Annotated in this window: 17 protein-coding genes and 2 pseudogenes; 17 read left to right on the plus strand and 2 right to left on the minus strand. The window is 37.6% G+C overall.

The features are described from left to right. The first annotated feature begins 87 nt into the window (after nt 1–87). From Q5W13_RS06235 to Q5W13_RS06280, 10 genes and pseudogenes are all read left to right on the plus strand, one after another. A complete protein-coding gene (locus tag Q5W13_RS06235) occupies nt 88–990 on the plus strand; it encodes a metallophosphoesterase (RefSeq protein ID WP_304445732.1) in 903 nt (300 codons plus the stop codon). A gap of 45 nt (nt 991–1035) precedes the next feature. Then, nucleotides 1036–1686: a hypothetical protein gene (locus Q5W13_RS06240; RefSeq protein ID WP_155598002.1), complete on the plus strand. Its 651-nt coding sequence runs from the start codon at nt 1036–1038 to the stop codon at nt 1684–1686. 45 nt (nt 1687–1731) lie between these two features. Continuing rightward, nucleotides 1732–2334, plus strand: coding sequence for a DUF1684 domain-containing protein (locus tag Q5W13_RS06245; protein ID WP_304445733.1), 603 nt, complete (start codon nt 1732–1734; stop codon nt 2332–2334). A 192-nt stretch (nt 2335–2526) separates the two neighbouring features. Continuing rightward, a complete protein-coding gene (locus tag Q5W13_RS06250) occupies nt 2527–3129 on the plus strand; it encodes a TetR/AcrR family transcriptional regulator (protein ID WP_304445734.1) in 603 nt (200 codons plus the stop codon). A gap of 52 nt (nt 3130–3181) precedes the next feature. Further along, on the plus strand, nt 3182–3922 hold the full coding sequence (locus tag Q5W13_RS06255; RefSeq protein ID WP_368662451.1) for a haloacid dehalogenase type II: 741 nt from the start codon (nt 3182–3184) through the stop codon (nt 3920–3922). A 78-nt stretch (nt 3923–4000) separates the two neighbouring features. Continuing rightward, a complete protein-coding gene (locus tag Q5W13_RS06260; RefSeq protein ID WP_304445735.1) occupies nt 4001–4402 on the plus strand; it encodes an SDR family NAD(P)-dependent oxidoreductase in 402 nt (133 codons plus the stop codon). A 34-nt stretch (nt 4403–4436) separates the two neighbouring features. Further along, nucleotides 4437–4739: pseudogene (locus Q5W13_RS06265) on the plus strand (SDR family oxidoreductase). Nucleotides 4740–4926: 187 nt separating this feature from the next. After that, entirely contained in the window at nt 4927–6504 is a 1578-nt protein-coding gene (locus tag Q5W13_RS06270) for an amidase (protein WP_304445736.1), read from the plus strand. A 34-nt stretch (nt 6505–6538) separates the two neighbouring features. Continuing rightward, on the plus strand, nt 6539–7045 hold the full coding sequence (locus tag Q5W13_RS06275; protein WP_304445737.1) for a GNAT family N-acetyltransferase: 507 nt from the start codon (nt 6539–6541) through the stop codon (nt 7043–7045). 16 nt (nt 7046–7061) lie between these two features. Further along, complete coding sequence (locus Q5W13_RS06280) at nt 7062–7466, plus strand: OsmC family protein (protein ID WP_304445738.1); 405 nt, start codon at nt 7062–7064, stop codon at nt 7464–7466. 22 nt (nt 7467–7488) lie between these two features. On the opposite strand, the pseudogene Q5W13_RS06285 reads toward Q5W13_RS06280, so the two are convergent. Together Q5W13_RS06285 and Q5W13_RS06290 are read right to left on the minus strand one after the other, a co-directional pair. Continuing rightward, nucleotides 7489–10514 (minus strand): annotated as a pseudogene (locus Q5W13_RS06285) (DNA polymerase III subunit alpha). Between the two features lie 78 nt (nt 10515–10592). Beyond that, nucleotides 10593–11807, minus strand: a complete 1215-nt coding sequence (locus Q5W13_RS06290; protein ID WP_304445739.1) for a DNA polymerase Y family protein — start codon at nt 11805–11807, stop codon at nt 10593–10595. A gap of 165 nt (nt 11808–11972) precedes the next feature. Between Q5W13_RS06290 and Q5W13_RS06295 the strand changes: the two genes are divergently transcribed. The 7 genes from Q5W13_RS06295 (at nt 11973) to Q5W13_RS06325 (ending at nt 23612) form a co-directional block, all read left to right on the plus strand. Further along, nucleotides 11973–15755 carry an AraC family transcriptional regulator gene (locus tag Q5W13_RS06295; RefSeq protein WP_304445740.1) on the plus strand — a complete coding sequence of 1261 codons (3783 nt, stop codon included), beginning with the start codon at nt 11973–11975 and terminating at the stop codon, nt 15753–15755. A gap of 178 nt (nt 15756–15933) precedes the next feature. Then, complete coding sequence (locus tag Q5W13_RS06300) at nt 15934–18414, plus strand: SusC/RagA family TonB-linked outer membrane protein (protein WP_304445741.1); 2481 nt, start codon at nt 15934–15936, stop codon at nt 18412–18414. Nucleotides 18415–18536: 122 nt separating this feature from the next. Further along, a complete protein-coding gene (locus tag Q5W13_RS06305) occupies nt 18537–18899 on the plus strand; it encodes a hypothetical protein (RefSeq protein WP_304445742.1) in 363 nt (120 codons plus the stop codon). Between the two features lie 123 nt (nt 18900–19022). Next, entirely contained in the window at nt 19023–19562 is a 540-nt protein-coding gene (locus Q5W13_RS06310; protein WP_304445743.1) for a RagB/SusD family nutrient uptake outer membrane protein, read from the plus strand. Further along, nucleotides 19549–20613 (plus strand): RagB/SusD family nutrient uptake outer membrane protein, encoded by a 1065-nt coding sequence (locus Q5W13_RS06315; RefSeq protein ID WP_304445744.1) that lies wholly within the window; start codon nt 19549–19551, stop codon nt 20611–20613. Before Q5W13_RS06310 ends, Q5W13_RS06315 begins: the two co-directional genes overlap by 14 nt. 127 nt (nt 20614–20740) lie before the next feature. Then, entirely contained in the window at nt 20741–22495 is a 1755-nt protein-coding gene (locus tag Q5W13_RS06320; protein WP_304445745.1) for an alkaline phosphatase, read from the plus strand. 13 nt (nt 22496–22508) lie between these two features. After that, nucleotides 22509–23612, plus strand: coding sequence for an acyltransferase family protein (locus Q5W13_RS06325; RefSeq protein WP_304445746.1), 1104 nt, complete (start codon nt 22509–22511; stop codon nt 23610–23612). The last annotated feature ends 57 nt before the right edge of the window (nt 23613–23669 follow it).

Consider the following 23669-nt stretch of genomic DNA (forward strand, 5'->3'; position numbering starts at 1 on the left):
TTAAAGTTACAAAATAAAATATTGTATTGTTAAGGCAATCTTTATGCCCTTCACCGCTTTTTTTAGATATTTATGCAAATTTACGATATGTCGTCCAATACAAGGTTATCCAATGCATACCAAACTGCCACAACGGTACCTTTTGACGATGAATCGAAATTTATTCTCTTTAGTGACTGCCACAGGGGTGACAACAGCTTTGCAGATGACTTCGCAAACAACCGGAATATCTACTTTCACGCCCTTAATTTCTATTTCAAAGAAGGGTTTGATTATTGTGAAATAGGCGATGGTGATGAGCTTTGGGAAAACCGATTTTTTGAATCTATTTTTCAGGCCCACAAGAATGTTTATGAACTTTTGCGAAAATTTCATCTAGGCCGTAGACTTCATATGATCTGGGGAAACCATGATATGGTCTATAAAGACCCAGAATATGTCAAGAAGAACCTAAGCAGCTATTTTGAACCTATAGATGGGGAATCTAAAGAACTTTTTGAAGGCATTACCTATCATGAGGGCATTATACTGCAGCATAAAGACACTGAACAAGAAATTTTCTTAACACACGGGCATCAGGCGGACTGGTGGAACTACACCTTTTGGCGCTGGAGTCGGTTTTTGGTACGCGCATTATGGAAACCACTCCAGGTATGGGGTATTGCAGACCCCACGAGTCCTGCAAAAAATTACAAAGAACTTATAAAAGTAGAGCGGCGTATTAAAAAGTGGATACTAAAGAACAATCTTTTAATCACAATTGTTGGTCATACCCACCGGCCACGCTTTCCTGAACCTGGAGACATTCCGTTTTTTAATGACGGTAGTTGTGTTCATCCACGTAGTATTACGGGTATTGAAATTGAGAAAGGCAGCATCTCACTCATTAAATGGCAAATATCTACCACAGATGATGGCACGCTTCGTGTAGTACGTGTTTTGCTGGAAGGTCCTCAAAAGCTAACGGACTATCAAAAAACGAAAAGTTAGAAGAATACGTATCTTTACCCCACCATTAACTAATAATTACATTACATGTTTAAGAAAACACTATTTATTGCCCTAACTGCGCTTGTATTAACTTCATGTTGGAAAGACAAAAGCCCTGAAGACCTAATTCGTTTAAAAGACAAATTTAAAAGTCAAGTATCTACATTTGAAAGCAAGAAAGAAACTGCCAATAAAAATGTAAACAGAGGCTTAGAATCTCTAAGTGCACTAAAAGCTGCTTTAGAAGACACTAAAAATGAAGACAAGGAATTTGCAAAGGTATATGGTGATTGGGAGAAAGTAGACCGCCGTGTAAATAATCTAAACAAAGAATACGAAGATTTAAAAGAGAAGGCTACTAATCTTTTTACTGCCATGGAAAAGCAGACCAATAGCCTAAGCGACGAAACCAGCAAAAAAACTCTTTTGAGTGCCATTCAAAAAGCGCGTACGAAGTATAATGGCACATTGACCAATACATCAAAAGCTATAGACAAATTAAAACTTTTACATGGTGATGCCGTAGAAGTGGTAAAGGCCCTAGAAGTAGCTGCAGCCCTTAATTCTTTTGATAATATTAATGACCAAATGAAAAGCATAGAAGGTCGTGTTGAAGGTATTATGCAAGAATTGAATGTTGCCGTCGTAGAGAGTAAGAAGCTTTACGAACAGAAGATTACTGAGCTTGGAGAGTAGTAACATTCAAACACATCGCTTAGCATTCCAGAACATCTATATAGCATGAAAACAATTTTAGCTGTGGTATTGATATTCGCAAACACCACGTTGTTTGCGCAAGATCAATCCCAAATTGAAGATATTAAAGCATTTCAAGAGGAACTGAATGCCGAGTTCAAAAATCCGGAGAAGTCGCCTTTAAGTAAAAAAGAACAGAAAAAATTTACTGGTCATGACTTCTATGAAATTAATGAAGCCTACCGTGTAAAAGCTAAATTCACCAGAGTTTTAGACCCGCTGCCGTTTAAAATGAAAACAACAACCAACAGAGCTCCTACCTATGAAAAATATGGAGAAGTTGTATTTGAAATAGAAGGCCAACAGCACAAATTAACTATTTACCAAAGTCATAGCCTACGTCAAACCGAAAAGTATAGAGATTATTTATTTCTTCCTTTTACTGACCTGACCAACGGAGAGGAAACTTATGGTGGCGGAAGATATATTGATTTAAGAATTCCTGACTCGGACAGTATTGAAGTTGATTTCAACAAAGCATATAATCCCTACTGCGCTTATAACAATTATAGCTCCTGCCCCATTCCACCAAAAGAAAACAACCTTGATATAAAAATTGAAGCTGGAGTGAAAGCTGTTAAAAAATAGTCCCTATTTCAACTATAGCGAGAAACAAATTTATTAAGGTCTAAATGCTACACAAATTTGTGTGGTTAATAAAAGGGTTACCTCAAATCAGCACAACTATTACAGAATTGCAGAGAGCAACCTAAATGCAAAAGATGTTGACATTAAGTTAAAAACATTCAATGTGGTATTTTTTTTGAATACCTTTACTAAATGCAACAAGAGCTAAAGTCTGAACTTACAAAACAAATCATTGTTGATAAGGCATTTAAGATTTTTTACGAGAATGGTTTTAAGACTACCAGTATTGATAAAGTAATGAAAGCTACCAAGCTTACAAAAGGAGCATTCTACCATCATTATAAAAACAAGAAAGAATTAGGATTAGCCGTTATTGCCCTAAAAGTTGAAAAACGGGTTTGTGACAGTATGATTCTACCACTGTATGGTGATGGGAATCCACTTGACATTTTAGAAAAAACTTTCATACACCGCTTAAAATCATTTTCAATTTATGATAAGCAACATGGTTGCCCCATGAATAATTTCATCAATGAAATAGGTGATTTTGAAGCAACTTATCAAATAGCTTTAAAAAGTATTGTTGAAAAATGGAAAGCGGCCTTAATTCTTTTAATTAAAAGAGGTCAAGAAGAAAATACCATCAACAAAAATATCTCTAGCCAAGCCGTAGCAGTGTATTTAATTAGTGCATTTGAAGGCATACGTGGTATAAGAAAACTTTACAATGATGATTCTATCCTAGACGAATACTTATCAGGACTCACCTTATACTTAAAACAAATAGCAGTTTAATTTTTTTATCCCAAAACATACCTATAAGAATGTTTTTAAACACTACTAATTCATGAAAAACAACAGAAGAGATTTTATCAAAAAAACAACCGTACTTGGTTTAGCCGGAGCAACAATACCCCAGTTCGGTAATGCATCAAATAAGCCTGCAGAGCCAATTATAACAGGTAGCGAAATTAGACCTAAAGTGCTATTCTTTGATGTAAACGAAACCCTACTTGACCTAACAGCTATGAAAGAGAGTGTTGGAGCCGTCCTGGGAAACCGAAGTGACCTTTTACCCTTATGGTTTACTACTATGCTTCAATACTCTTTAGTTACCACCGTGGGAAGACAATACAATGATTTTGGAATTATTGGCGCAGCAGCTTTACAAATGGTAGCTGCAAATAATGGTATAACATTAACCGAAGACGAAGCAAAAGAAGCTATTCTAGGTCCTATTAGGTCATTACCCGCGCACCCAGATGTAAAACCAGCACTACAACAATTAAAAGATGCTGGGTTTAAATTGGTATCCTTTACCAATTCTTCAAACAAGGGTGTAGAGACTCAATTTACCAATGCTGGTTTGCTTGATTATTTTGATGAACGCTTAAGTATTGAAGATATGGGTAAATTTAAACCAGATGCAGATGCTTATGATTGGGCTGCCAGAAAAATGGGAATTCAATCACATGAATGTATGTTAGTTGCTGCGCATGGCTGGGATATTGCTGGAGCAATTTGGGCAAATTGGAGAGGCGCATTTGTCAGTAGACTATGGTGCCCAATTGTATCCATTAGCTCCTAATCCTGAAATTACTGGGTCAAACCTAACTCCAATAGCACAAAATTTAATAGCCCTCAAATAAACAAAATACTGAATATTATGAAACTAGAAAACAAAGTAATCATCGTAACGGGAGCCTCACGAGGCATAGGAAAAGAAATTGCAATTTTGTTGGCCAAAAACGGAGCTTCAGTAATTGTAAACCACTCGAACAGTGAAGATGAAGCCAAAAACACAGTAGAAACTATACTTAGCAACGGTGGTAAGGCCATTGCAGTAAAAGCTGATGTTAGTGACGAAAATCAAGTGACCGCATTGTTTGACCAAGCCATTCAAACCTATGGTAAGGTAGACGTGTTGATTAATAATGCGGGTGTTATGATTTCAAAAAAATTAAAAGACAATACGCAAGAAGATTTTAGTAGACAATTTGATATTAACGTAAAAGGCGTTTTCAATACACTAAAAGAAGCAGACGCCAAATTAGAAATACAATGGTAATATTATTAATATATCATCCAGTACCGTTAAATTAATGTTTCCAACCTATGCCTTGTACTCTGCATCAAAAGCAGCAGTAGAACAAATGACCCGTGTTTTCTCAAAAGAAATAGGCAGAGGTATTTCCGTAAACGCTCTAGCACCATAAGGCCCTACCGAAACAGATTTGTTCATGAAAGGAAAATCGCAAGAAACCATAAACAAACTAAGTTCTATGAACGCCTTTAATAGACTGGCAAAACCGATAGATATTGCCAACGTTGCATTGTTTCTGGCTAGCGATGATTCTAAGTGGATTTCAGGCCAAGTTATAGGTGCAAATGGGGCATTGGTTTAAATGATAGTATGTATTAAGTAAAAATCTGTCCAAAAATAAATCAACCTAATAATTTTAGCATGCTATTCTAAAATTCATAAAGGAACTTCTGGTTTATTATTTAACTTAGGGTCATCTCGTTAGTCTGTAACGAGATGACCTTTTTTTATGCGCATAGCATCCAAAACTATTTATACAAAACCCGAATATGATAAAAACTAAAGTTTTCTGTTTACTGGTAGTATTAACGTTAGGTTTTTATAGTTGTAAAGAACAAAAGACGGCACAAACAGATAATAAGGCCATAGAGCTATCTGAATTAACCATTTCAGATATTCACAATGCATATGAAGAAGGTTCTTTTAATAGTGAACAATTGGTTCAGGCATATGTAGAAAGAATCAAGGATTTTGACGGCACCATAAATGCGATTACCATAATAAATCCGCAAGCGCTTCAGGTTGCTGAAGCCCTTGACAAGGAATACAAGGAGACTGGCACTTTACGCCCCTTACACGGAATTCCAATAATTGTAAAAGACAATATTAATACCGCTGGTCTACCAACAACAGCTGGCTCATTGGCTTTAAAAGATTTCATACCTGAAGAAGATGCGTTTATAATTAAAAAGCTTGTTGAAGCCGGTGCCATAATTATTGCCAAGTCTAACATGGCAGAATGGGCCTTTAGTCCCATGCATACAGAAAGCTCAACAGCCGGAACTACAAGAAACCCATATAATACAGATTACGTTCCCGCAGGATCAAGTGGTGGAACAGGTGCATCCATTGCTTCTAATTTTGGAACTATTGGTTTAGGGACAGATACGGGGAACTCTATAAGAGGACCTTCTTCTCATAATTCATTAGTAGGATTCCGAACTACATTGGGACTAGTCAGTAGAAGTGCCATTGTTCCGCTTTATTTAAGAAATGATGTGGTTGGCCCTATGTGCAGAACCGTTGAAGATGCCACCAAAGTATTGGAAATTATTGCTGGGTATGATTCAGATGACCCGCTTACCAAAAACTCAGAAGGCAAAATACCTACTAGTTACACTCAGTTCCTTAAAAAGGATGCGCTTGTTGGCGCTAGAATTGGTGTCCTGAGAGAATTAAGTGACAATGACCCTGACCCCGAAATTAAAACGTTGTTTGAACAGTCACTTTCCGAACTGGATTCTCTTGGCGCTACTGTTGTGGATTCTGTAGTTATTCCAGATTTCGCTAGCTTGAAAGAAAACCAGTGGTGCGCTCCATTTCGGGAAGATGTTGAGGGCTTTTTGGCCAACTACGTAAAAAATGATTCTATAAAAACCATAGAAGATATTATTAAAGCAGGAAGTACTTCTGAATTTGCAAAAGAAAGATTACTAAGAAATGCCGAGCATACCGGCAGATGGGAAGATTCGGAAATTCCTTGTTTAGATGCCTACACAGATACCCGTAGAATTGCTTTTCGCGAAGCCATAGAAAATGTAATGGATTCTTTAGAACTAGACGCAATCGTTTATCCTTCTTGGAATAATCCGCCTGCAAGAATTGACCACTTCCAAGAAGAATATTTAGGAGACAACAATCAGGTTATTAGTCCGCACACCGGTCAACCTGCCTTTACTGTTCCTATGGGTTTCACCGCTAAAAACTTACCTGCCGGACTTCAATTTTTGGGCAGAATGTATGATGAACCCATATTAATAGGCTTAGCATATTCTTACGAACAAGGAACAAAACACAGAAAAACACCTAACTTGCAAAAGGCACCTACTAATGGAAAACTAGATTAATTGAAATGCAAGTCAGTTTAAACATTCAATGTTTATGGTAGAATTAAAAAACTATCAAACGGATATTACCGAACGGTTTACTGAATTCAGAAACAACCCCATTATTTTTGATAATGGTTATGATAAAGTTCCTAATCCGTTTACTTTAAAGGATGCCGAAGAGTTTATAGCTATTCAACTTAAAAAGAGTCCTGTGGAAAGAAAATTAATCTATTGGAAAGACATTTTTGTAGGTGAAATAGGAATAGACATTAAAAAAGATGTTTTTAGATTAAGTGCCGAAATGGGATATTTTATAGGTGAGCCTTTCTGGGGTAATGGAATTGCCACCAAGGCCATAGCATTAATGACCGATTATGCTTTCAGTACTTTTGATATCGTAAGAATAGAAGCTGGCGTTTTTGAGTTCAACAAACCCTCTATGCGTGTTCTGGAAAAGAATGATTTTACTTTAGAAAGTATTAAAAGAAACGCAGCATTCAAAAATGATAAAATAATAGATGATTACCTTTGGGTTAAGTTGAAGAAAGGGGTTAAATAACATTAATATTCAAGTTATGGAATATTCGATAGCATCACGTTCATCTTCAAAAGCTAGTGCTTTAATAGACATTAAACAATCTGAAATTAGTTTTGGAATCACTCCAGAAACAGCAGATAGTCTACCAAACCCTGCCGAATTATTTTTAGGATCATTCTCTTCTTGTATTCTTAAAAACGTGGAGCGTTTTTCCATTTTGATGAATTTTGAATATACCACTGCTGAAATTTTGGTAAAAGCCACGCGTTTAGAGAAACCACCCAGAATGGACAATATCAATTACGTGCTAAAAGTATACAGTCAAGACGAAAGCCTAAATATTGACTTATTAAAAAAGAACATTGAAAAGTTTGGAACCATATATAATACGGTTAAACTATCTTGCTCTATAAAGGGTGAAGTTCAAAAAGTATCAGAATAAAAAGTAATCTGATTCTCCCTCTTTATAAAATTCGGTTTGCTTTAGCTTCTGCTTTTTTGTTCTCGAACACCTTTGTGCTGGTTTTCATATCTGCATATCTTGGGTCTTGGACATAATCTTGCTTTTGCATTTTTATAACCTCAATACTTAAAAAACCAAACTCACTTACCACTTTACCGTAAAACCGATAAATACCTTTGCCTCTAAAATTATATTTAGCGGCTACCGGCGGAAAAAGAACGGTATCAAAAACCTGTCCGTGTTGATCTACCAAAGTGGCAAAATGCATTGATTTACCTGTATGCGTTCTCGTATTTTTAACGGTTACCAAGTACCCATAAATATCTATATGATGACCAAGATACTTTTCAAGGTCCTTACTGCCCCTGTTATTTTTAGGCGGCTCTGTTAACAATTCAAAAGGGCTGCACAAACAAAAACCCAACAGCTCCAATTGTGTAAAGGCCATTTCCAAATGAGTGGTATACAACTCTGGAATCTTAAAATCTTGATGTTTGGGCGGGAAGAGTTTGGGATGGTCTACTTTCTTTCCCTTACTGAGAAAAAAATAAGCTTTCCATAGCAGTTCATGCTTATTGATATTTGTAAACCTGAAAGCATTTATACGAATAAGTACATCTACCTGTTCCACCGAAATAAGGACACGATCTAAAAAATCTTCCAAAGACAAAAAAGGACCGTTGCCAGCGCGCTCTTTTAAAATGCGTTCCACTACTCTACTTTCTAATTCCCGTAAAAAACCAAAACCTATAAAAACATCGGTTCCATAGATAGCATTTGCATAATGGCTCCTATTAACACACGGTGGATGTACGGTGCCACCCAACATACGTACCTCGTGTACATAAAATTCAGGACGATAAAATCCGCCACCATTGTTAAGTACAGCCACCATATATTCCAATGGGAAATATGCCCGTAAAAACAGCGTCTGATAACTTTCTACAGCGTACGAAGCAGAATGTCCTTTGGCAAAAGCATACCCGGCAAAACTTGCAATCTGTTCCCATATCTCAAAAATAACATCATCACTTTCGCCTTTTCGCCTGCAGTTGTCTATAAACTTATCTTTTACTTTCTGAAACTCTTCTCGTGACCTAAATTTTCCGCTCATTCCGCGACGTAATACATCGGCTTCGCCCAAATCTAAATCTGCAAAATGATGAGCCACCTTTATGACGTCTTCTTGATAAACCATAACCCCATACGTCTCCGGCATAATGCTTAGCAAAACAGGATGTGCTTTTTCTTCTGTCCTACCCGGATTTCGATGTCTTAAAATATACTCGCGCATCATTCCGCTTTTGGCTACCCCAGGTCTAATAATAGAACTGGCAGCTACCAACCCTAAGTAATTATCAACCTCTAATTTCTTTAAAAGCATCCGCATGGCAGGAGATTCCACATAAAAACACCCCATACACTGCGCAGTCTTTACCAAGGTATTAACCGACTCATCAGTCTTTATTTTTTTGATATTATGAATATCGAACGTATCTACTTTTTCAGGTTGGTTATACGCTATAATATCTAACGCTTCCCGTATTTTGGCTAGCCCGCGCTGCCCTAGAATATCAAATTTGAACAATCCTACGTCTTCAGCTATAACCATATCAAACTGTACGGTCGGAAATCCTTTGGGAGGCATATGCGTAGCAGAGAAATAATGCAGTGGTTTTTCACTGATTAAAATACCTCCGGCATGTATACTCAGGTAGTTGGGCATATCCTTAATTAGACGACCATACTTTAGTACCAAACGCGAAACCTCGTCTAGCCTAGAAAGGTCCAATCTGCCCTCACAAAGCAAATCTATTTCACTTTTTGGAAGACCAAATACTTTACCCAATTCCCGAATAACACCTCTTTCTTTAAAAGTTACATAGGTACCTAACAGAGCAACATTTTTAAATCGTTCAAAAATATATTTGGTCATTTCTGGCCGGTCACGATGGGAGAAATCGATATCAAAATCTGGCGGATTGGCACGATATAGGTTGATGAATCTCTCAAAATACAAATCGAGTTCCATAGGATCCACATCCGTTATGCGAAGCAGATAAGCCACAATACTATTAGCACCACTACCACGGCCTACATAGAAAAAACCTTGTTTACGGGCATGAGAGACAATGTCCCAATTAAGTAAAAAGTAGGATACAAACCCCATGCTTTTGATAAGCGATAATTCTTTGTTTACACGGTCCAATATATCCTGATTAACCGTTTCATATCGGTAGGGCAAACCTTCTTCACATAGCCTTTCCAACAGGGCCTCATCTTCCTCACTACTGCCTAAATAAGTTTCTTGATTTTGAGGAGGTCTATTTTCTGAAAAATCAAAAGAAATAGAACAGGCATTCATTAAACGTTCTGTATTCTCAAGAATAAAAGGATATTCAGAAAAGACCGTAGCTAGGTTTTGAATCGGGAACATTTTTTCTTCCTCATTGCCTTCTTCAGTCTTATCTAATTTGCTCAGCAAACAATTATTATTAATGGCCCGCAATAACCTATGCGCATTAAAATCGGCTTTATTACGAAACGTAACCGGCTGTTGAACCACCAGCTTATCCTTTAAATTCAATATTTTTGAAAAAGGTAATCGCCTCAAATCAGAAATTGATATTCCAATAAATTCATTTTCGGTAAAAATGGACATGTTGTTTTCAACTACCTTTTCAAAAGGATATACCACATAGGCATGTTCAAACTTGGGAGCCGCCACGGGTATTTCCTTTTTTTCATGCAAGTGCCTGGATAAGAAATTATTAAGTTTAGGTACCCTTCATTATTTTTAGCAATACCAACAAAGCACTGGCTAACCCCATTTCTAAAATCGAGACCTAATATAGGCCTGACATTATATTCCGGAGCCTTTCTAACAAAATTAAGCGCAGCAGAAGTATTATTAATATCAGTCAAAACCACCTGTGTTACATGATTGGCCTGTGCCAAATGCAAAAGTTCGGTCTCTGAAAAAGTACCGTAGCGCAGACTGTAATATGTATGGCAGTTTAAGTACAAATTGGTTTGTGGTTAATGGTTAAAAAAAATAGTATTCGATACTTTAAGCTGAAAAACTATTAGAATTCTAATAGATAATTATTGTTTCCTATGGGCCAGTACAACCGGAGGACGGCCATCAAACGGATTCTGCATTCGGCCAATACTACGTGCCCCCATAGCCGAAGCCCTAATGACACTTTTATCGCCATATCTATTCCTAATTCTATCCATGGCATCATATAAGTTTAGCGCCTCTTCCGTATCATCAAAAAGATTAATCTGGTAATTACCTCCTACCAAATGGCTAAAGCGAATACCGATTAAACGCACCAATAGCCTGCGGTTATATAGTGTTTTAAACAGGTCCAGTATTTTAGGAATCAGAATATGGTCTCCACTGGTATAGGGTATACGCAACTGTTTTGAATAGGTATTAAAATCTGAGTATCTAATCTTTACCGCAATGCAAGCCGTAAGTTTTTCACCACGCCGCAATTGGTAGGCTAAATTTTCTGTCATAGCAATGAGAATACCCCGCAGCATGGTTACGTCTATAGTATCCTTATCGAACGTGCGCTCTGTAGAAATAGATTTCCGTTCACAGAAAGGTATTACCGGAGTATTATCTAGTCCGTTGGCGCGTTTCCAAATAACCGCTCCATTTTTCCCTAGTACATTCCGCATAACCTCTATGGGCATTTCTTGAACAGTATGTATTTTACGAAGCCCCAAGTTCCGAAGGGTCTGATAGGTTTTATCGCCCACCATTGGTATTTTTTTTATAGATAAGGGAGCTAAGAAGGGTTTTTCAAATCCGTAATCTATTTTTAGTTGATTGCTGGGTTTTGCTTCGCCCGTAGCCACCTTAGACACCACTTTATTGGCAGAAAGTCCAAAAGAAATAGGCAAGCCCGTTTCTCTAATAATACGCTGCCGTAATTCTGAAGCATATTTATAAGAACCAAAAAAACGGTCCATTCCGGTGAGATCCGCATAAAATTCATCTATACTAGATTTTTCAAAAAGCGGCACCTGCTCTTGTATAATCTCTGTAACAACATCTGAATGTTTGCTATACGTTCCTGCATTACCTCTAATTGCAATAGCTTCTGGGCAAAGCTCTTTTGCCATTTTCATGGGCATACCGGAATGCACACCATACCCTCGGGTTTCATAGCTACAGGCAGCCACTACGCCCCTATCGCTAAGTCCGCCAACAAGTAGAGGCTTATTCACCAAATCACTATTGATGAGCCGCTCTACGGACACATAAAATGTATCCAAATCTAGATGTAAAATGGTTTTTTCCATAACTGTGTTGAAACAACAATGCTAAATTATGGAATATTTCCTGTTATTTGGATTATATCCAAAAACTAGTGTGTTAAATTTTGAGGTAAGAAACCCACCCCTGTCTAATACTACAACTCTAACGAGAGTTTCATAACCTAAACACAAAGTGTTCAACCCAAACTTATGGCTTTATTTTGCTATTTTAGCTCATCCACTACTATTGTACCACACCCGACCATTATGAGACCGCTACGTTTTCTTTTCTTCGCTTTTTTCATAATATTCTTCAGCAAATCTGCTTCCGGACAGAATATAAAATTTAAAACCCTCAGCACCAATGATGGGCTTTCAAACAACTCTATTACTGATTTAGTAAGTGATAATGATGGTGTATTATGGATTGCTACTTGGGATGGACTCAATAGCTATAACGGCAACACTTTTACGGTATACAAACACGACTTAAAAACAGCAAAATCCATAGCGGGAAACAACATTAGTAAATTAAAAAAAGATAGAAAAGGCAATATTTGGGTATTCACTAAAGACAAAAAAATAAGTAAATACCTTGGTAACAATAAATTTCAAAATTTTGTCTTTGACGCTACTCCACAAAATTTAATGATTACCCAAAGTGGTACTATTGGAGTCAAAACCGATAAGACCAGCTATGAGTTTATAAATAACGAGTTTAAAATAACTCAATTTGTAGAAGAAAAAAAGGAAGATAAAAGCATCTTGAAGGGTATTTTACTGAACAAATACCCAGAGGTTATTATTAATGATGTCCTTAAAGATAAGTCTGGACATATCTGGTACGCCACAAGAAGAAATGGTGTTTATATCATTCCCAATAATACCGATAACCGTAATAATGAACAGGTAGATCATTATTTTCATGACCTATACGACCCTCATAGTTTCAACAGTGACGAGGTAGAAAAAATATACGAAGATGCTTTTGACAACATATGGCTTGGACATAAAGATGGCGGACTAAGCATGGCCTATAGTGGTTCTGAACAGATTACGACCATTGTACCGCACCCTAATAAATATCCACATTTACCCAACGAAACCATCCGCGCAATAACTACGGATTTTAACAGTCGTATTTGGCTTGGCTATTATACAAAAGGCATTTTCCATTTTGACCAAAAAAAGAAGTGCTTCGTAAAGTATAACCTAAGCGAAGCTCATGACAATTCTGACTGGGACCGTATTCGCTCACTATACACAACCTCTTCCGGAGAAATTTGGGTTGGCACCTATGCAGGTATCGTTAGAATAAAAAATAACGGTTACCAACTATACGAATCAAAAAACATTGCCGAACTCCCAAATGATAGAAATTATTCTTTTAAAGAGGATAATGAAGGTCAGCTATGGGTAGCTTGTTGGAGCGGAGTGGCTAAGTTTGATTTCAAAACAAATAAATTTCAGTATTTCAAAGGGCAAGAGGCACTGGGTTCATACAATATCAGAAATATAGAATATGCAGATAGAGAACTCTTGATTAGCACTGAAAATGAAGGGCTTTTGCTTTTAGATATTCCTACAGGAGCATTAAAAAACATTACCATAGACAACGGTATTTCAGGCAACAGTATTTATTCCTCTATTAAGGACAAAAAATCTGGTTATTATTGGATTGCAAGCATGGGCGGCATCAGTATTTATGACAAAAAAAAAGGTCTTGTTCATCACATTTCCGAAAAGGAAGGACTACCAAGCCATATGGTTTATGGCCTACTTTTAGATAGTGACAAAGTATGGATAAGTACCACTAAAGGTATTGCCACAATAGACCGGAACAATTTTTCGGTAACATCTTTAAATATGGATGAAGGATGGCAAGCTAGGGAATTCTCCGAAGGAGCCTATTACCAAGATCGAAAAGGAACTTTGTTCTTTGCAGGAATCAACGGTTTAAACCATTTCTCTCCCGCTACCCTGAACATAACAAAAGAACTACCCAAACTTAAAATACATATTGATGATACCCGCGATTTTTCGGAGGGTATCACAAAAAGTTACAAAGACAATTCAATAGATATTACAATAGAACCCATTGTTTTTACCAAAGACCCTAATAACAAGATACTATACAAGCTATTGGGATATGACGATAGCTTTCATACTTTTAACAACTCTCCTATCCATTATACAAATCTGCCCGATGGCAAATATATTTTTGAGGTGAAAAATTCCTTAGCCAAAGACATTGCCTTTAAAAGTATACCTATAATTATTAATAAACCGTTTTACAAAACCACTTGGTTCTTTATTTTATTATTGGCAACTTCCTTTATAACCTTTACTAGTTGGGTACTCGTCAGAAACCAAAACATTGCAAAAAATCAAAAAAAACTAGAACTTAAAATAGAAGAAAGAACTGATACTATAAATCGCCAAAAAGAACGGCTAATAAAGGTTAACCATACATTAGATGAAAAAAACAAAGAGATTAACCGCCAAAGAGAAGAACTCTTAAACTCGTATCATCAACTTAAAAATGAAGATTTTGAAATTGAAAAATTCAAAACCTTTGTCTTATCTGAATTTAAAGAACCGGTTTCTAAAATTATTGATAGCTCCAAAGAACTGATTGAAGACGAAAGACTAAAACAAAATATAAACAGCGAATCCAATAAGCTGATAACATTACTTTCTGAATGGGATTATCTTACCAATTCAAAAGATATTGGAGAATTAAAAAAATCCGCCACCAAAATAAAACAAACCATAAAAGTACTTATTGATGGTCTCTCTATACATGCTAAAAAATCTAAAGTAAATCTAGATTATTCCCTAGATATACAAGATCAATGGATTGAGTTGGACTCCCTCCGCTTTAAGTTATTTTTCAAGTATCTTTTTAATGATATTCTAAAGTATATTTCTAAAAGCAGTTACTTAAAAGTAGTCGTGAGAACAAAAGATGACTCCCTAGAACTTCTTATAGAATCTAACAGCAAAGTTCTTGCTGATAATTTTTTCAGCATACAGCATTATAGCCCGTATTACAAAGCAGCAAATACTCTATTAACAGCTATGGACGGAACGCTCACTGTCAACAACGAAAATAACTTAACAATTTTGGCACATCTACCAATTAAAGTAGTTGACACCCAAAATAACAAAATTGAAGAAGTACTATGGAAGCATCTTGATCTTAACCAAAAACTACCGTCAGACAAAAATAATATTCTCCTCTTCTGTAATGACAATGACTACCTACCCGCATTTCAACTGTTTGACGACCAAGAAAACAATTTGGTTTTTGAACGAACCACCTCTGCTATTTCTTCAGCTATAAAACATGTAAACATACATTGTTTAGTCCTATACAACATTCCTGTTGACGAACAGCTGGTACAACTCTTTCATCTTATAAAGAACAGTACCGCACAAACTACCTTACCAATTATTTATATATCAGAAGATATTGATCACTCCTTACGCGTACAGACTACTGAGCTTGGCGTAGATGCCTTTATTCAATTGCCTGTTAGTAAATCTTTTATTCAAAGTAAAACAACAAAACTCTTATCCGTAAGGAAAGAATATGCGAGCAATACATCTAAACAGGTATTTTTTGAAACACCATTTGATGACGACAAAAGACTATCCGTCAATGAAAAACTAGTAAAAAAAGCATTAAACCTTATAAACGAAAACCTGAACAATCCCTCATTTAACGTTCAAAAGCTACAGGAAGCCCTGTTCGTATCAAAAATAAAATGCTACCGAGCATTTAAAGAAGTATTGCAACAGTCTCCTTCTGACGTGATTATAAAACTACGTCTACAAAAAGCGGAATATCTTCTTAAAAACCACACCTTAAACATTTCAGAAATTAGTATGGAATGTGGTTTTAACGACCCCAAATACTTTAGCCGCCTTTTTAAGAAAAATTTTGAGTGCAGCCCAAAAGAATATCGTGCAAGAATAATGAAGGTTTAATGTTACCTACATATTATTACAATGTTACGCTATAATTATTGTAACTAAAGTGCACTAAAAAGAAACGATCCACCCCCTTTTTTGAGCCATAAGTGCACCTTTATGATTCTTTTTTCATCTGGTAAAGCATTGTCTCCAACTACTTTTGGTTGATAACCAATTTTAAAATTTTACCTAAATGAAAAAAGTATACTTAGTTCTGCTAATAGCATTAGGATGTATTTCCTTTTCTTATTCGCAAGTAACAGTAAAGGGAACGGTAGTTTCCGAAACGGACGGAATGCCCATTCCATCTGCATCAATTATTTTAAAGGGAAATACCCAAGTAGGTACTTCTACTGATTTTGATGGTAATTTCTCATTGAACCTTTCCGAAGAAAACGGAATGCTCGTAGTTTCTTCTTTGGGTTTTGCTACCAAAGAAATAGCATATTCTGGAGATGACACTATAAACATATCTATGAGCGAAGAGGCCAGTTTCTTAGATGAAGTAGTACTTATAGGCTACGGTTCATCTAGAAAAGGGGATTTAACCACGGCCATTGCCACAGTAAACAATGTAGAAAGTATTGCCTCTAGGCCCGTATCCAATGTTACCGAGTTTTTACAGGGTAATGTTGCCGGTGTAACCGTATTATCTCAAGGAGGAGACCCTACCGCTAGCGGTAACGTAGTTATTCGTGGACTCGGAACTTTTGCTAATGAAAGTCCACTTACTGTAGTAGATGGTGTACCTTATTACGGCCCTGCAATCAACCCTAATGACATAGCATCCGTTTCTGTTCTTAAAGATGCGGCATCTGCAGCAATATATGGAGCTCAAGCTGCTTCGGGCGTTATCGTTATACAGACCAAAAAAGGAAAGACAGGCAAACCTCGTATAACAGTAGATTACTACGGTGGTATGCAAGAAGCAACAAACCTACCTACTCCGCTAACAGCCCTACAACAGTCTCAAGTTTACAATACGGCGGCTGATAATGCGGGAACCCCAAGACAGTCTGCTCATGATGCAGAACAGAATCCTTACGGACAAGTAAACCGTACCAATTGGGTAGATGCTATTTTTAGACCTGCAGGCATCAACAATGCCAACGTAAATATTAGTGGCGCAGGAGAAAGCATGAATTACCTAACCTCTTTTGGATATACTAAAAGAGATGGCCTTTTAGAGGGAACAAGTTCTGAGCGCTATAATTTCAGGGTGAAATCAGATTTTGACCTTTCCGATAAAATTAAAATAGGCGAAAACGTTTATTTCTCACGAACTGAAGCTGTAGGTACCAACACAGACAACCCATATTCCGGTACTATTATAAATGCAATATATATGCCTTCTGCTTCTCCAACACGTTATGCAGATGGAAGTTTTGCAGGTGTTGCTCCCGAAAGCCTTTCGCAATTTGCCGGGGCATACGGAGATGTTTATAACCCATTGGCCTTGCTATTGAGACCAACAACCTCTGCGCCTACCAACTTTTTGAATGCCAATGTCTTTTTAGAGTATAATATTGTGAACGGTCTGTCTTTTAAAACAACTTATTCCTATAGTTACACGAATTCAGAATACAAAAGGTTTCAACCCAGAGTACCTGAACTTGGGCGTTCTAACCCCAACAACTACCTTGAACAAAGCAACGCAACCACCAACCGATGGGTATGGGACAATCAGCTAAGCTATAAAAGATCATTTGGCGACCACAATCTTGACGTTACCGCCATCTATTCCTCTCAGCATACTGATTTTGAAAAACTAACCAGTAAAGGAGAAGGTTTTAGTAACGAACAAGCTTTTAATCAGTATTTATCTAATGCTTCCGTTATACGGAACCCTAACACAGAGGTGTATGAAGATGCATTGACATCAGCTATAGGAAGGGTAATGTATAATTACAAAAATCGTTATTTTATTTCTGGCAGTATTAGAAGAGATATGACTTCTCGCTTGGCCGCAAACAACCAAGCGGACAACTTCCCTTCCGCTACAGTAGGTTGGAGGTTATCAGATGAATCTTTTTTTAATGTTGGCGTAATCAATGATTTAAAATTTAGAGCATCTTGGGGACAGATTGGAAACATCAATTCTGTAGGCTACTATTCTTTTGATGTTCCGTTGAACACTACCGTAGTAACAATTGGCGAGGATGCATCATTTGATGATAAGGGTGCTTTTGTTGGAAAACAATCTAACCCAGATTTAAATTGGGAAGTATCTGAATCAATCAACTTTGGTCTGGATGCAGCTCTTTTCAACAATAGCTTAAGCCTTACTTTTGATTACTTTGAAAAGAGTACCAAAGGAATGATTCTTCCCGGTCTTGAAGATCTTAACCAAGGCACCAGTGCTGCCGATGTAAATGGTGGAGAAGTTAAAAACAATGGTTTTGAAATCTCTGCCAGCTATTCTAACAAAATAGGGGATTTAGATTTTACCGTTAATGCCAACACAAGTGTTCTTGACAATGAATTGGTAAACCTTGACGGGTACAACAAAAGTGGTATAGATTTTATTGCACATAGTGACAATGTTAGAGGCGTATTAAGACCCTACCGTTCAGAAGTCAACAGAGCCCTATACTCGGTATACGTAGTACCTCAAGTAGGTATTTTCCAAAACCATAAGCAGAGATTGATGCTTATGCTAAAGATGGAAACTTAATACAGCCCAATGCTCAACCTGGAGATTTCAAATTTACCGATAGTAATGATGATGGTAAAATAGATGACAATGACAAGGTTTTCTACGATAGCTACCAACCAGATTTCACGTACAACTTTGGTTTGAATCTGAACTACAAGAACTTTGATTTAGGCATGTTGTTCCAAGGTGTTTCCGGAGTTGAAGTATTTAACGGGTATAAATTTTCTACCTATAACGCATCCCTTACCGGCTATAACTTGGATAATAGAGCGTTGGATGCTTGGTCTTCTTCTAACACTGGAGCTACAACTCCTAGATTATCTACCAAAGATGATAATCAAAACTTTGGGTTGGCATCTAGCTGGTACCTAGAAGATGCTTCTTATTTGAGAATGAAGAACGTTACGTTGGGCTATACTATAGATGACCGCATCATGCGCTCTGTATTACCTATGGTTCGTCATTACGTTTTTACATTTCTGCGGAAAACCTATTTACCGTAACAGATTATACTGGTATTGACCCAGAGGTTGGCGGTAAAGGATTAGATATCGCCCGGTACCCTCTTTCTCGAACAATTACAGCAGGATTGTCTTTATCTCTTTAACTAAAAAACATCTAAAAAAATGAAATTCAATAGAATAAAAACAATGAGTTTGCTAATAGGTTTCGCCGGCCTTAACCTAATTACATGCTCGGACGATTTTACAGAGGTTACCCCTTTAGGCAGCACCTCATACGCCAACTTTTGGGCTTCTGAACAAGACGCTTCGGAAGCGGTGAACAGTATGTATGCCTATATGACGGATCAGGAAATGTTCTCCAGAGGATTCTTTTGGTACATTAATGCTTCCGATGACATGATTACGGGCCGTATTAAAGCTTCCGCGGATAATATCAAAGATTTCAACATAACAGGTGGCGAAGGTGGCTATACCTCAACATGCTACCCCAATAGCTACAAAGTTATTCGTAGGGCCAATGATGTTATTTTGAACATCCCAAATATGGACATCAACGAAACACTAAAAAATCAATATTTGGGCGAGGCTTACTTTATGCGTGCTTTCAGTTATTTCTGGGTAGCTCATACCTACGGTGATGACGGAAACAACGGAGGCGTTCCTATTGTCACCGAAGCTAATATGAACGATGACTTATGGTAGCTACTCCAGACCTGCCAGTGTAGTTGAAAACTACAAACAGATAGAAGCAGATTTAATGAAAGCTGCAGAACTGTTACCATTGTTCACAGACTATTCATCCGAGAATTATGGGCGTCCGCATAAAGATGCCGCATTGGCATATATGGCCAAAACCAATCTTTATTGGGCACAATATGACGCCGCTAGATATGCCGAAGTTGTAAAATATGCAGATGCGGTTACCAATAGTGGTTCGGGAAGGGCATTGATCAATACGGGCAATCCATCTCAAGATTACCGTGAACTGCACAGCAACCTGAACAATTGGACCAGCGAGTACATTTGGTCCGTAAATTCCGGAGTGGACAAAGGCAGTATCCTTACAGGGGTTATGCTCGAAAACAAAGGCTGGGGTAAATACAATGGTTGGGGCTATTACACTCCTTCCGAAGGCCTGTACAATGAATTTGAAGATGGTGATGCTAGAAAAGCGGTAACCATTTTGAATTTTGGTGATGATTTCACATTTTTTGGTGAGGCTAGAAGATACCAATCAGAAAACTCTTTATCTGGTTTTCAGTTCAACAAATACATGTACGAGTTTCAGTTCGAAAACCCTATTGGCACTTATCTCAATAGTAATGGCGATGACCCTTCTACTATTTACAATGTTCCTTTAATGCGCTACGCGGAAGTGTTGCTCATGAAGGCTGAAGCCCTTATCATGGATGGTAAAAATGGAGATGCTCCATTAAATATGGTTCGCGAAAGAGCTGGGCTTCCTACTATTACCAATGCAACCATGGTAGATTTAAAACATGAACGACGCGTTGAGCTTGCCGGTGAATTTGCCAACAGACATTTTGATTTAGTCCGCTGGGGCGATGCCGCAGCAACATATTCACAACCTATTTATGGCCGTATATATGCAGATCGCTCCAATCCTGATTCGCCTTACACATCAGAAATTGTTTGGCCCACAAGAAATTTTGATGCTTCCTACATGAATGTTTGGCCCATACCCAGTACAGTTATTGAATCATCTGGAATCCCCCAAAATAAAGGATGGTAGAAGTTAGTTCGTTAGTTTAGTTTTTTACGAAAGAGTGTCTCTTGATGAGGCACTCTTTTCTTAATTTTATGATATGTACAGATTTAAAACAAAGTTCTCTTTCTTATTATTCCTTTTTTGCGTCACCATGCTTAAAGCACAGCAAAACAGAAAAACATTAATTCATTCGCATAACGATTATCTTCAAAATGTACCGTTTTGGAAAGCCTATTCAAATGGACTTGATATTATGGAAGCCGATGTTTTTCTTAAAAATGGCAAACTGAACATCACTCATACAGAGGCCGAAATTATTGAGGGCAACACATTACAAGTGCTTTACCTAGAACCTTTAAAATATGCCATTGAAAACCATATAGGAGACCCAACCGGCCTTATGATAATGTTGGATATAAAGTCCGATGCCGGGCCTACTTTAAAAAAAATACTTTCCGTACTCAAAAAATATCCTGAAATCACCTCAAGACCTGATGTAAAAATCGTCATTTCTGGGCATAGACCCAACCCTGAAACCTATGATTCCTACCCTGACTATATTTATTTTGACCATCAAAAACTAGAAAGCAACCTAGAACCTGATGATTGGAAAAAGGTAGCTTTTATAAGCGTTAATTTTAAAAACTATTCGGAATGGAACGGCAAGGGCAGACTCACCCAAGAGGATTATAAGAATGTATCCACAGCTATAAAAAAAGCTCACGACCTTAATAAGCCTTTTCGTTTTTGGGGCACACCGGATTCCAATACTGCTTGGAAGGCCTTTTCAGATTTAGGTGTTGACATTATCAATACAGATATGCCCCATAAGACTGCCACTTACTTAAACTCCCTTGAAAAACGTACCTATAAAAATACAGTAAACTCAGAAGTGTACTGTCCTACTTATGCCACGGACCAAAAAGACACGCTTATAAAAAATGTCATTCTGCTTATTGGTGACGGTAATGGTCTAAACCAGATTTCATCGGCTGTTTTGGCCAACGGAGGTGAACTTACCCTTTCGCAATTAAAGAGTATCGGTTTTCTAAAAACTCAATCTTCAGATGATTTTACTACGGATTCGGCCGCGGCTGGTACAGCATTGGCTACAGGCACTAAAACCTACAACAGAGCTATTGGACTCAATCCAGAAAGGCAACCTATTGAGAACATGCCAGAGTTTTTTTCAAAACATAATTTTGTATCCGGCATCATAACTACCGATCATGTTACGGGAGCGACCCCCGCATCTTTCTTCGCCCATCAAAAAGACCGTTCCGATACGGAGCTTATTGCTAAAGACCTTTTAAAAAGTAACATTTCACTTTTTATAGGAGGAGGAGCTGAAGATTTTACATTCGATTGGAAAAAAACCGATTTCACGCTGCTGAACAATATTAGCGAAATAGGTGAAAATCAATCTGACAAAGTAGGTCATTTTCTTTCCGAAGGTGGTGTACCTAGTGTACTTGAAGGTCGTGAAAACGCGCTTGCCATTGCAACAAAAAATGGTATCGACTTTTTGAATTCCAAGAACAAACCCTTTTTCTTAATGGTTGAGGCAGCCCAAATTGATAGTAATGGACATTACAATAACGTAGGCGGTATTGTTACCGAAGGAATTGACTTTGATAGGGCCATTACAGAAGCAGTGAAATTTGCAGACGCAACAGGCAACACTTTGGTAGTTATTACCGCAGACCACGAAACCTCTGGTTTTAGCATTCCACAGGGCAATCTAAAAGAAAGTATAATTGAAGGAACTTTTACTACCTTCGACCACACCGCCACTATGGTTCCCATATTTGCTTATGGTCCACAGTCGCAGTCTTTCCAAGGAGTTTATGAAAACAGCGATTTATTTGAAAAGATCAAAAGAGCGCTTAACTTAGAGGGCAACTAAAATGTAACCGACCATGAAAAGATTCAAAGCACTCGATGTATTTCGGGGATTGACCATTTGCCTAATGATCATCGTAAATACGCCTGGAGATTGGAACATGACCTTTTCACCCTTGCTACATGCCAACTGGCATGGCTTTACCCCTACCGATTTGGTTTTCCCTTCTTTTCTGTTCGCGGTCGGTAATGCCTTTGCCTTTGTAAAGACCAAATGGGCGGACAAACCCTTATCCCAAGTTTTCAAGAAAATAGCCAAGCGGACTTTAATTATATTTCTCCTAGGATATACCATGTATTGGATTCCCTTTGTTTCTTGGACAGATACAGGAGATCTAGCAGCAGTTCCTTTTAGTGAGACAAGGATACTTGGAGTTCTACAACGCATAGCCCTTTGTTACTTCATTGGCGCCATAATGATATACTTTCTAACCAACAGGCAACTGATTATAGCCTCTGTGTTATTACTATTAAGCTATTGGGGACTATTAGCGGCGTTTGGCGATTACACTTTAGAACGGAACTTTGCGAGAACAGTTGACCAATTAATTTTAGGCGACAGCCACCTGTATATGGGTAACGGCATTCCGTTTGATCCAGAAGGACTTTTAAGCACACTGCCCTCCATTTGTAATGTATTGGTGGGTTATCTTATAGGTAAGTATATTATTGACGGGGGCATGAACTACGAAAAGCTGGCAAAAATGCTGCTGATGGGCGCCGGCTTATTAGTTATAGCTTATCTGTGGGACCTTGGTTTTCCTGTAAATAAAAAATTATGGACAAGCTCTTTCGTGGTACTTACCGTAGGTCTTGATATTGTGGTATTGTCAATACTTATCTACACCATTGATTTTGTAAAGAAACCCGTCAATTACAATTTCTTTGAAGTGTTCGGAAAGAATCCGCTTTTCATCTATCTGTTATCGGAATATGTGGCTATTGGCATGCATTTCATTCGAGTTGATGGTGAGCAAAGTCTGTTCAACTATGTATACCAAAAAGGGTTTAGCTGGATAGGCCCTTACTTTGGCTCCTTTGCCTTTGCCATAGTTTTTATGCTGTTTTGCTGGAGCCTTGGCTTATGGTTGGATAAGAAGAAGATTTATATAAAGGTGTAAGGTGCTAGACACACTTAAATAGACCCCATTTATATGTGGTTCTAATTGACCTTGTAT

It is taken from the genome of Zobellia laminariae (assembly GCF_030553095.1).
In the GTDB taxonomy this organism is placed as follows: domain Bacteria; phylum Bacteroidota; class Bacteroidia; order Flavobacteriales; family Flavobacteriaceae; genus Zobellia; species Zobellia laminariae.

What these genes read in the sequence shown, in the direction of transcription:
- Q5W13_RS06250 (WP_304445734.1), top strand. Translation starts at nt 2,527, where the DNA reads ATGCAACAAGAGCTAAAGTCTGAACTTACAAAACAAATCATTGTTGAT.
- Q5W13_RS06320 (WP_304445745.1), top strand. Translation starts at nt 20,741, where the DNA reads ATGCTTAAAGCACAGCAAAACAGAAAAACATTAATTCATTCGCATAAC.
- Q5W13_RS06290 (WP_304445739.1), bottom strand. Translation starts at nt 11,807, where the DNA reads ATGGAAAAAACCATTTTACATCTAGATTTGGATACATTTTATGTGTCC.
- Q5W13_RS06325 (WP_304445746.1), top strand. Translation starts at nt 22,509, where the DNA reads ATGAAAAGATTCAAAGCACTCGATGTATTTCGGGGATTGACCATTTGC.
- Q5W13_RS06315 (WP_304445744.1), top strand. Translation starts at nt 19,549, where the DNA reads ATGACTTATGGTAGCTACTCCAGACCTGCCAGTGTAGTTGAAAACTAC.
- Q5W13_RS06245 (WP_304445733.1), top strand. Translation starts at nt 1,732, where the DNA reads ATGAAAACAATTTTAGCTGTGGTATTGATATTCGCAAACACCACGTTG.
- Q5W13_RS06240 (WP_155598002.1), top strand. Translation starts at nt 1,036, where the DNA reads ATGTTTAAGAAAACACTATTTATTGCCCTAACTGCGCTTGTATTAACT.
- Q5W13_RS06255 (WP_368662451.1), top strand. Translation starts at nt 3,182, where the DNA reads ATGAAAAACAACAGAAGAGATTTTATCAAAAAAACAACCGTACTTGGT.
- Q5W13_RS06270 (WP_304445736.1), top strand. Translation starts at nt 4,927, where the DNA reads ATGATAAAAACTAAAGTTTTCTGTTTACTGGTAGTATTAACGTTAGGT.
- Q5W13_RS06235 (WP_304445732.1), top strand. Translation starts at nt 88, where the DNA reads ATGTCGTCCAATACAAGGTTATCCAATGCATACCAAACTGCCACAACG.
- Q5W13_RS06300 (WP_304445741.1), top strand. Translation starts at nt 15,934, where the DNA reads ATGAAAAAAGTATACTTAGTTCTGCTAATAGCATTAGGATGTATTTCC.
- Q5W13_RS06275 (WP_304445737.1), top strand. Translation starts at nt 6,539, where the DNA reads ATGGTAGAATTAAAAAACTATCAAACGGATATTACCGAACGGTTTACT.
- Q5W13_RS06295 (WP_304445740.1), top strand. Translation starts at nt 11,973, where the DNA reads ATGGCTTTATTTTGCTATTTTAGCTCATCCACTACTATTGTACCACAC.
- Q5W13_RS06280 (WP_304445738.1), top strand. Translation starts at nt 7,062, where the DNA reads ATGGAATATTCGATAGCATCACGTTCATCTTCAAAAGCTAGTGCTTTA.
- Q5W13_RS06260 (WP_304445735.1), top strand. Translation starts at nt 4,001, where the DNA reads ATGAAACTAGAAAACAAAGTAATCATCGTAACGGGAGCCTCACGAGGC.
- Q5W13_RS06310 (WP_304445743.1), top strand. Translation starts at nt 19,023, where the DNA reads ATGAAATTCAATAGAATAAAAACAATGAGTTTGCTAATAGGTTTCGCC.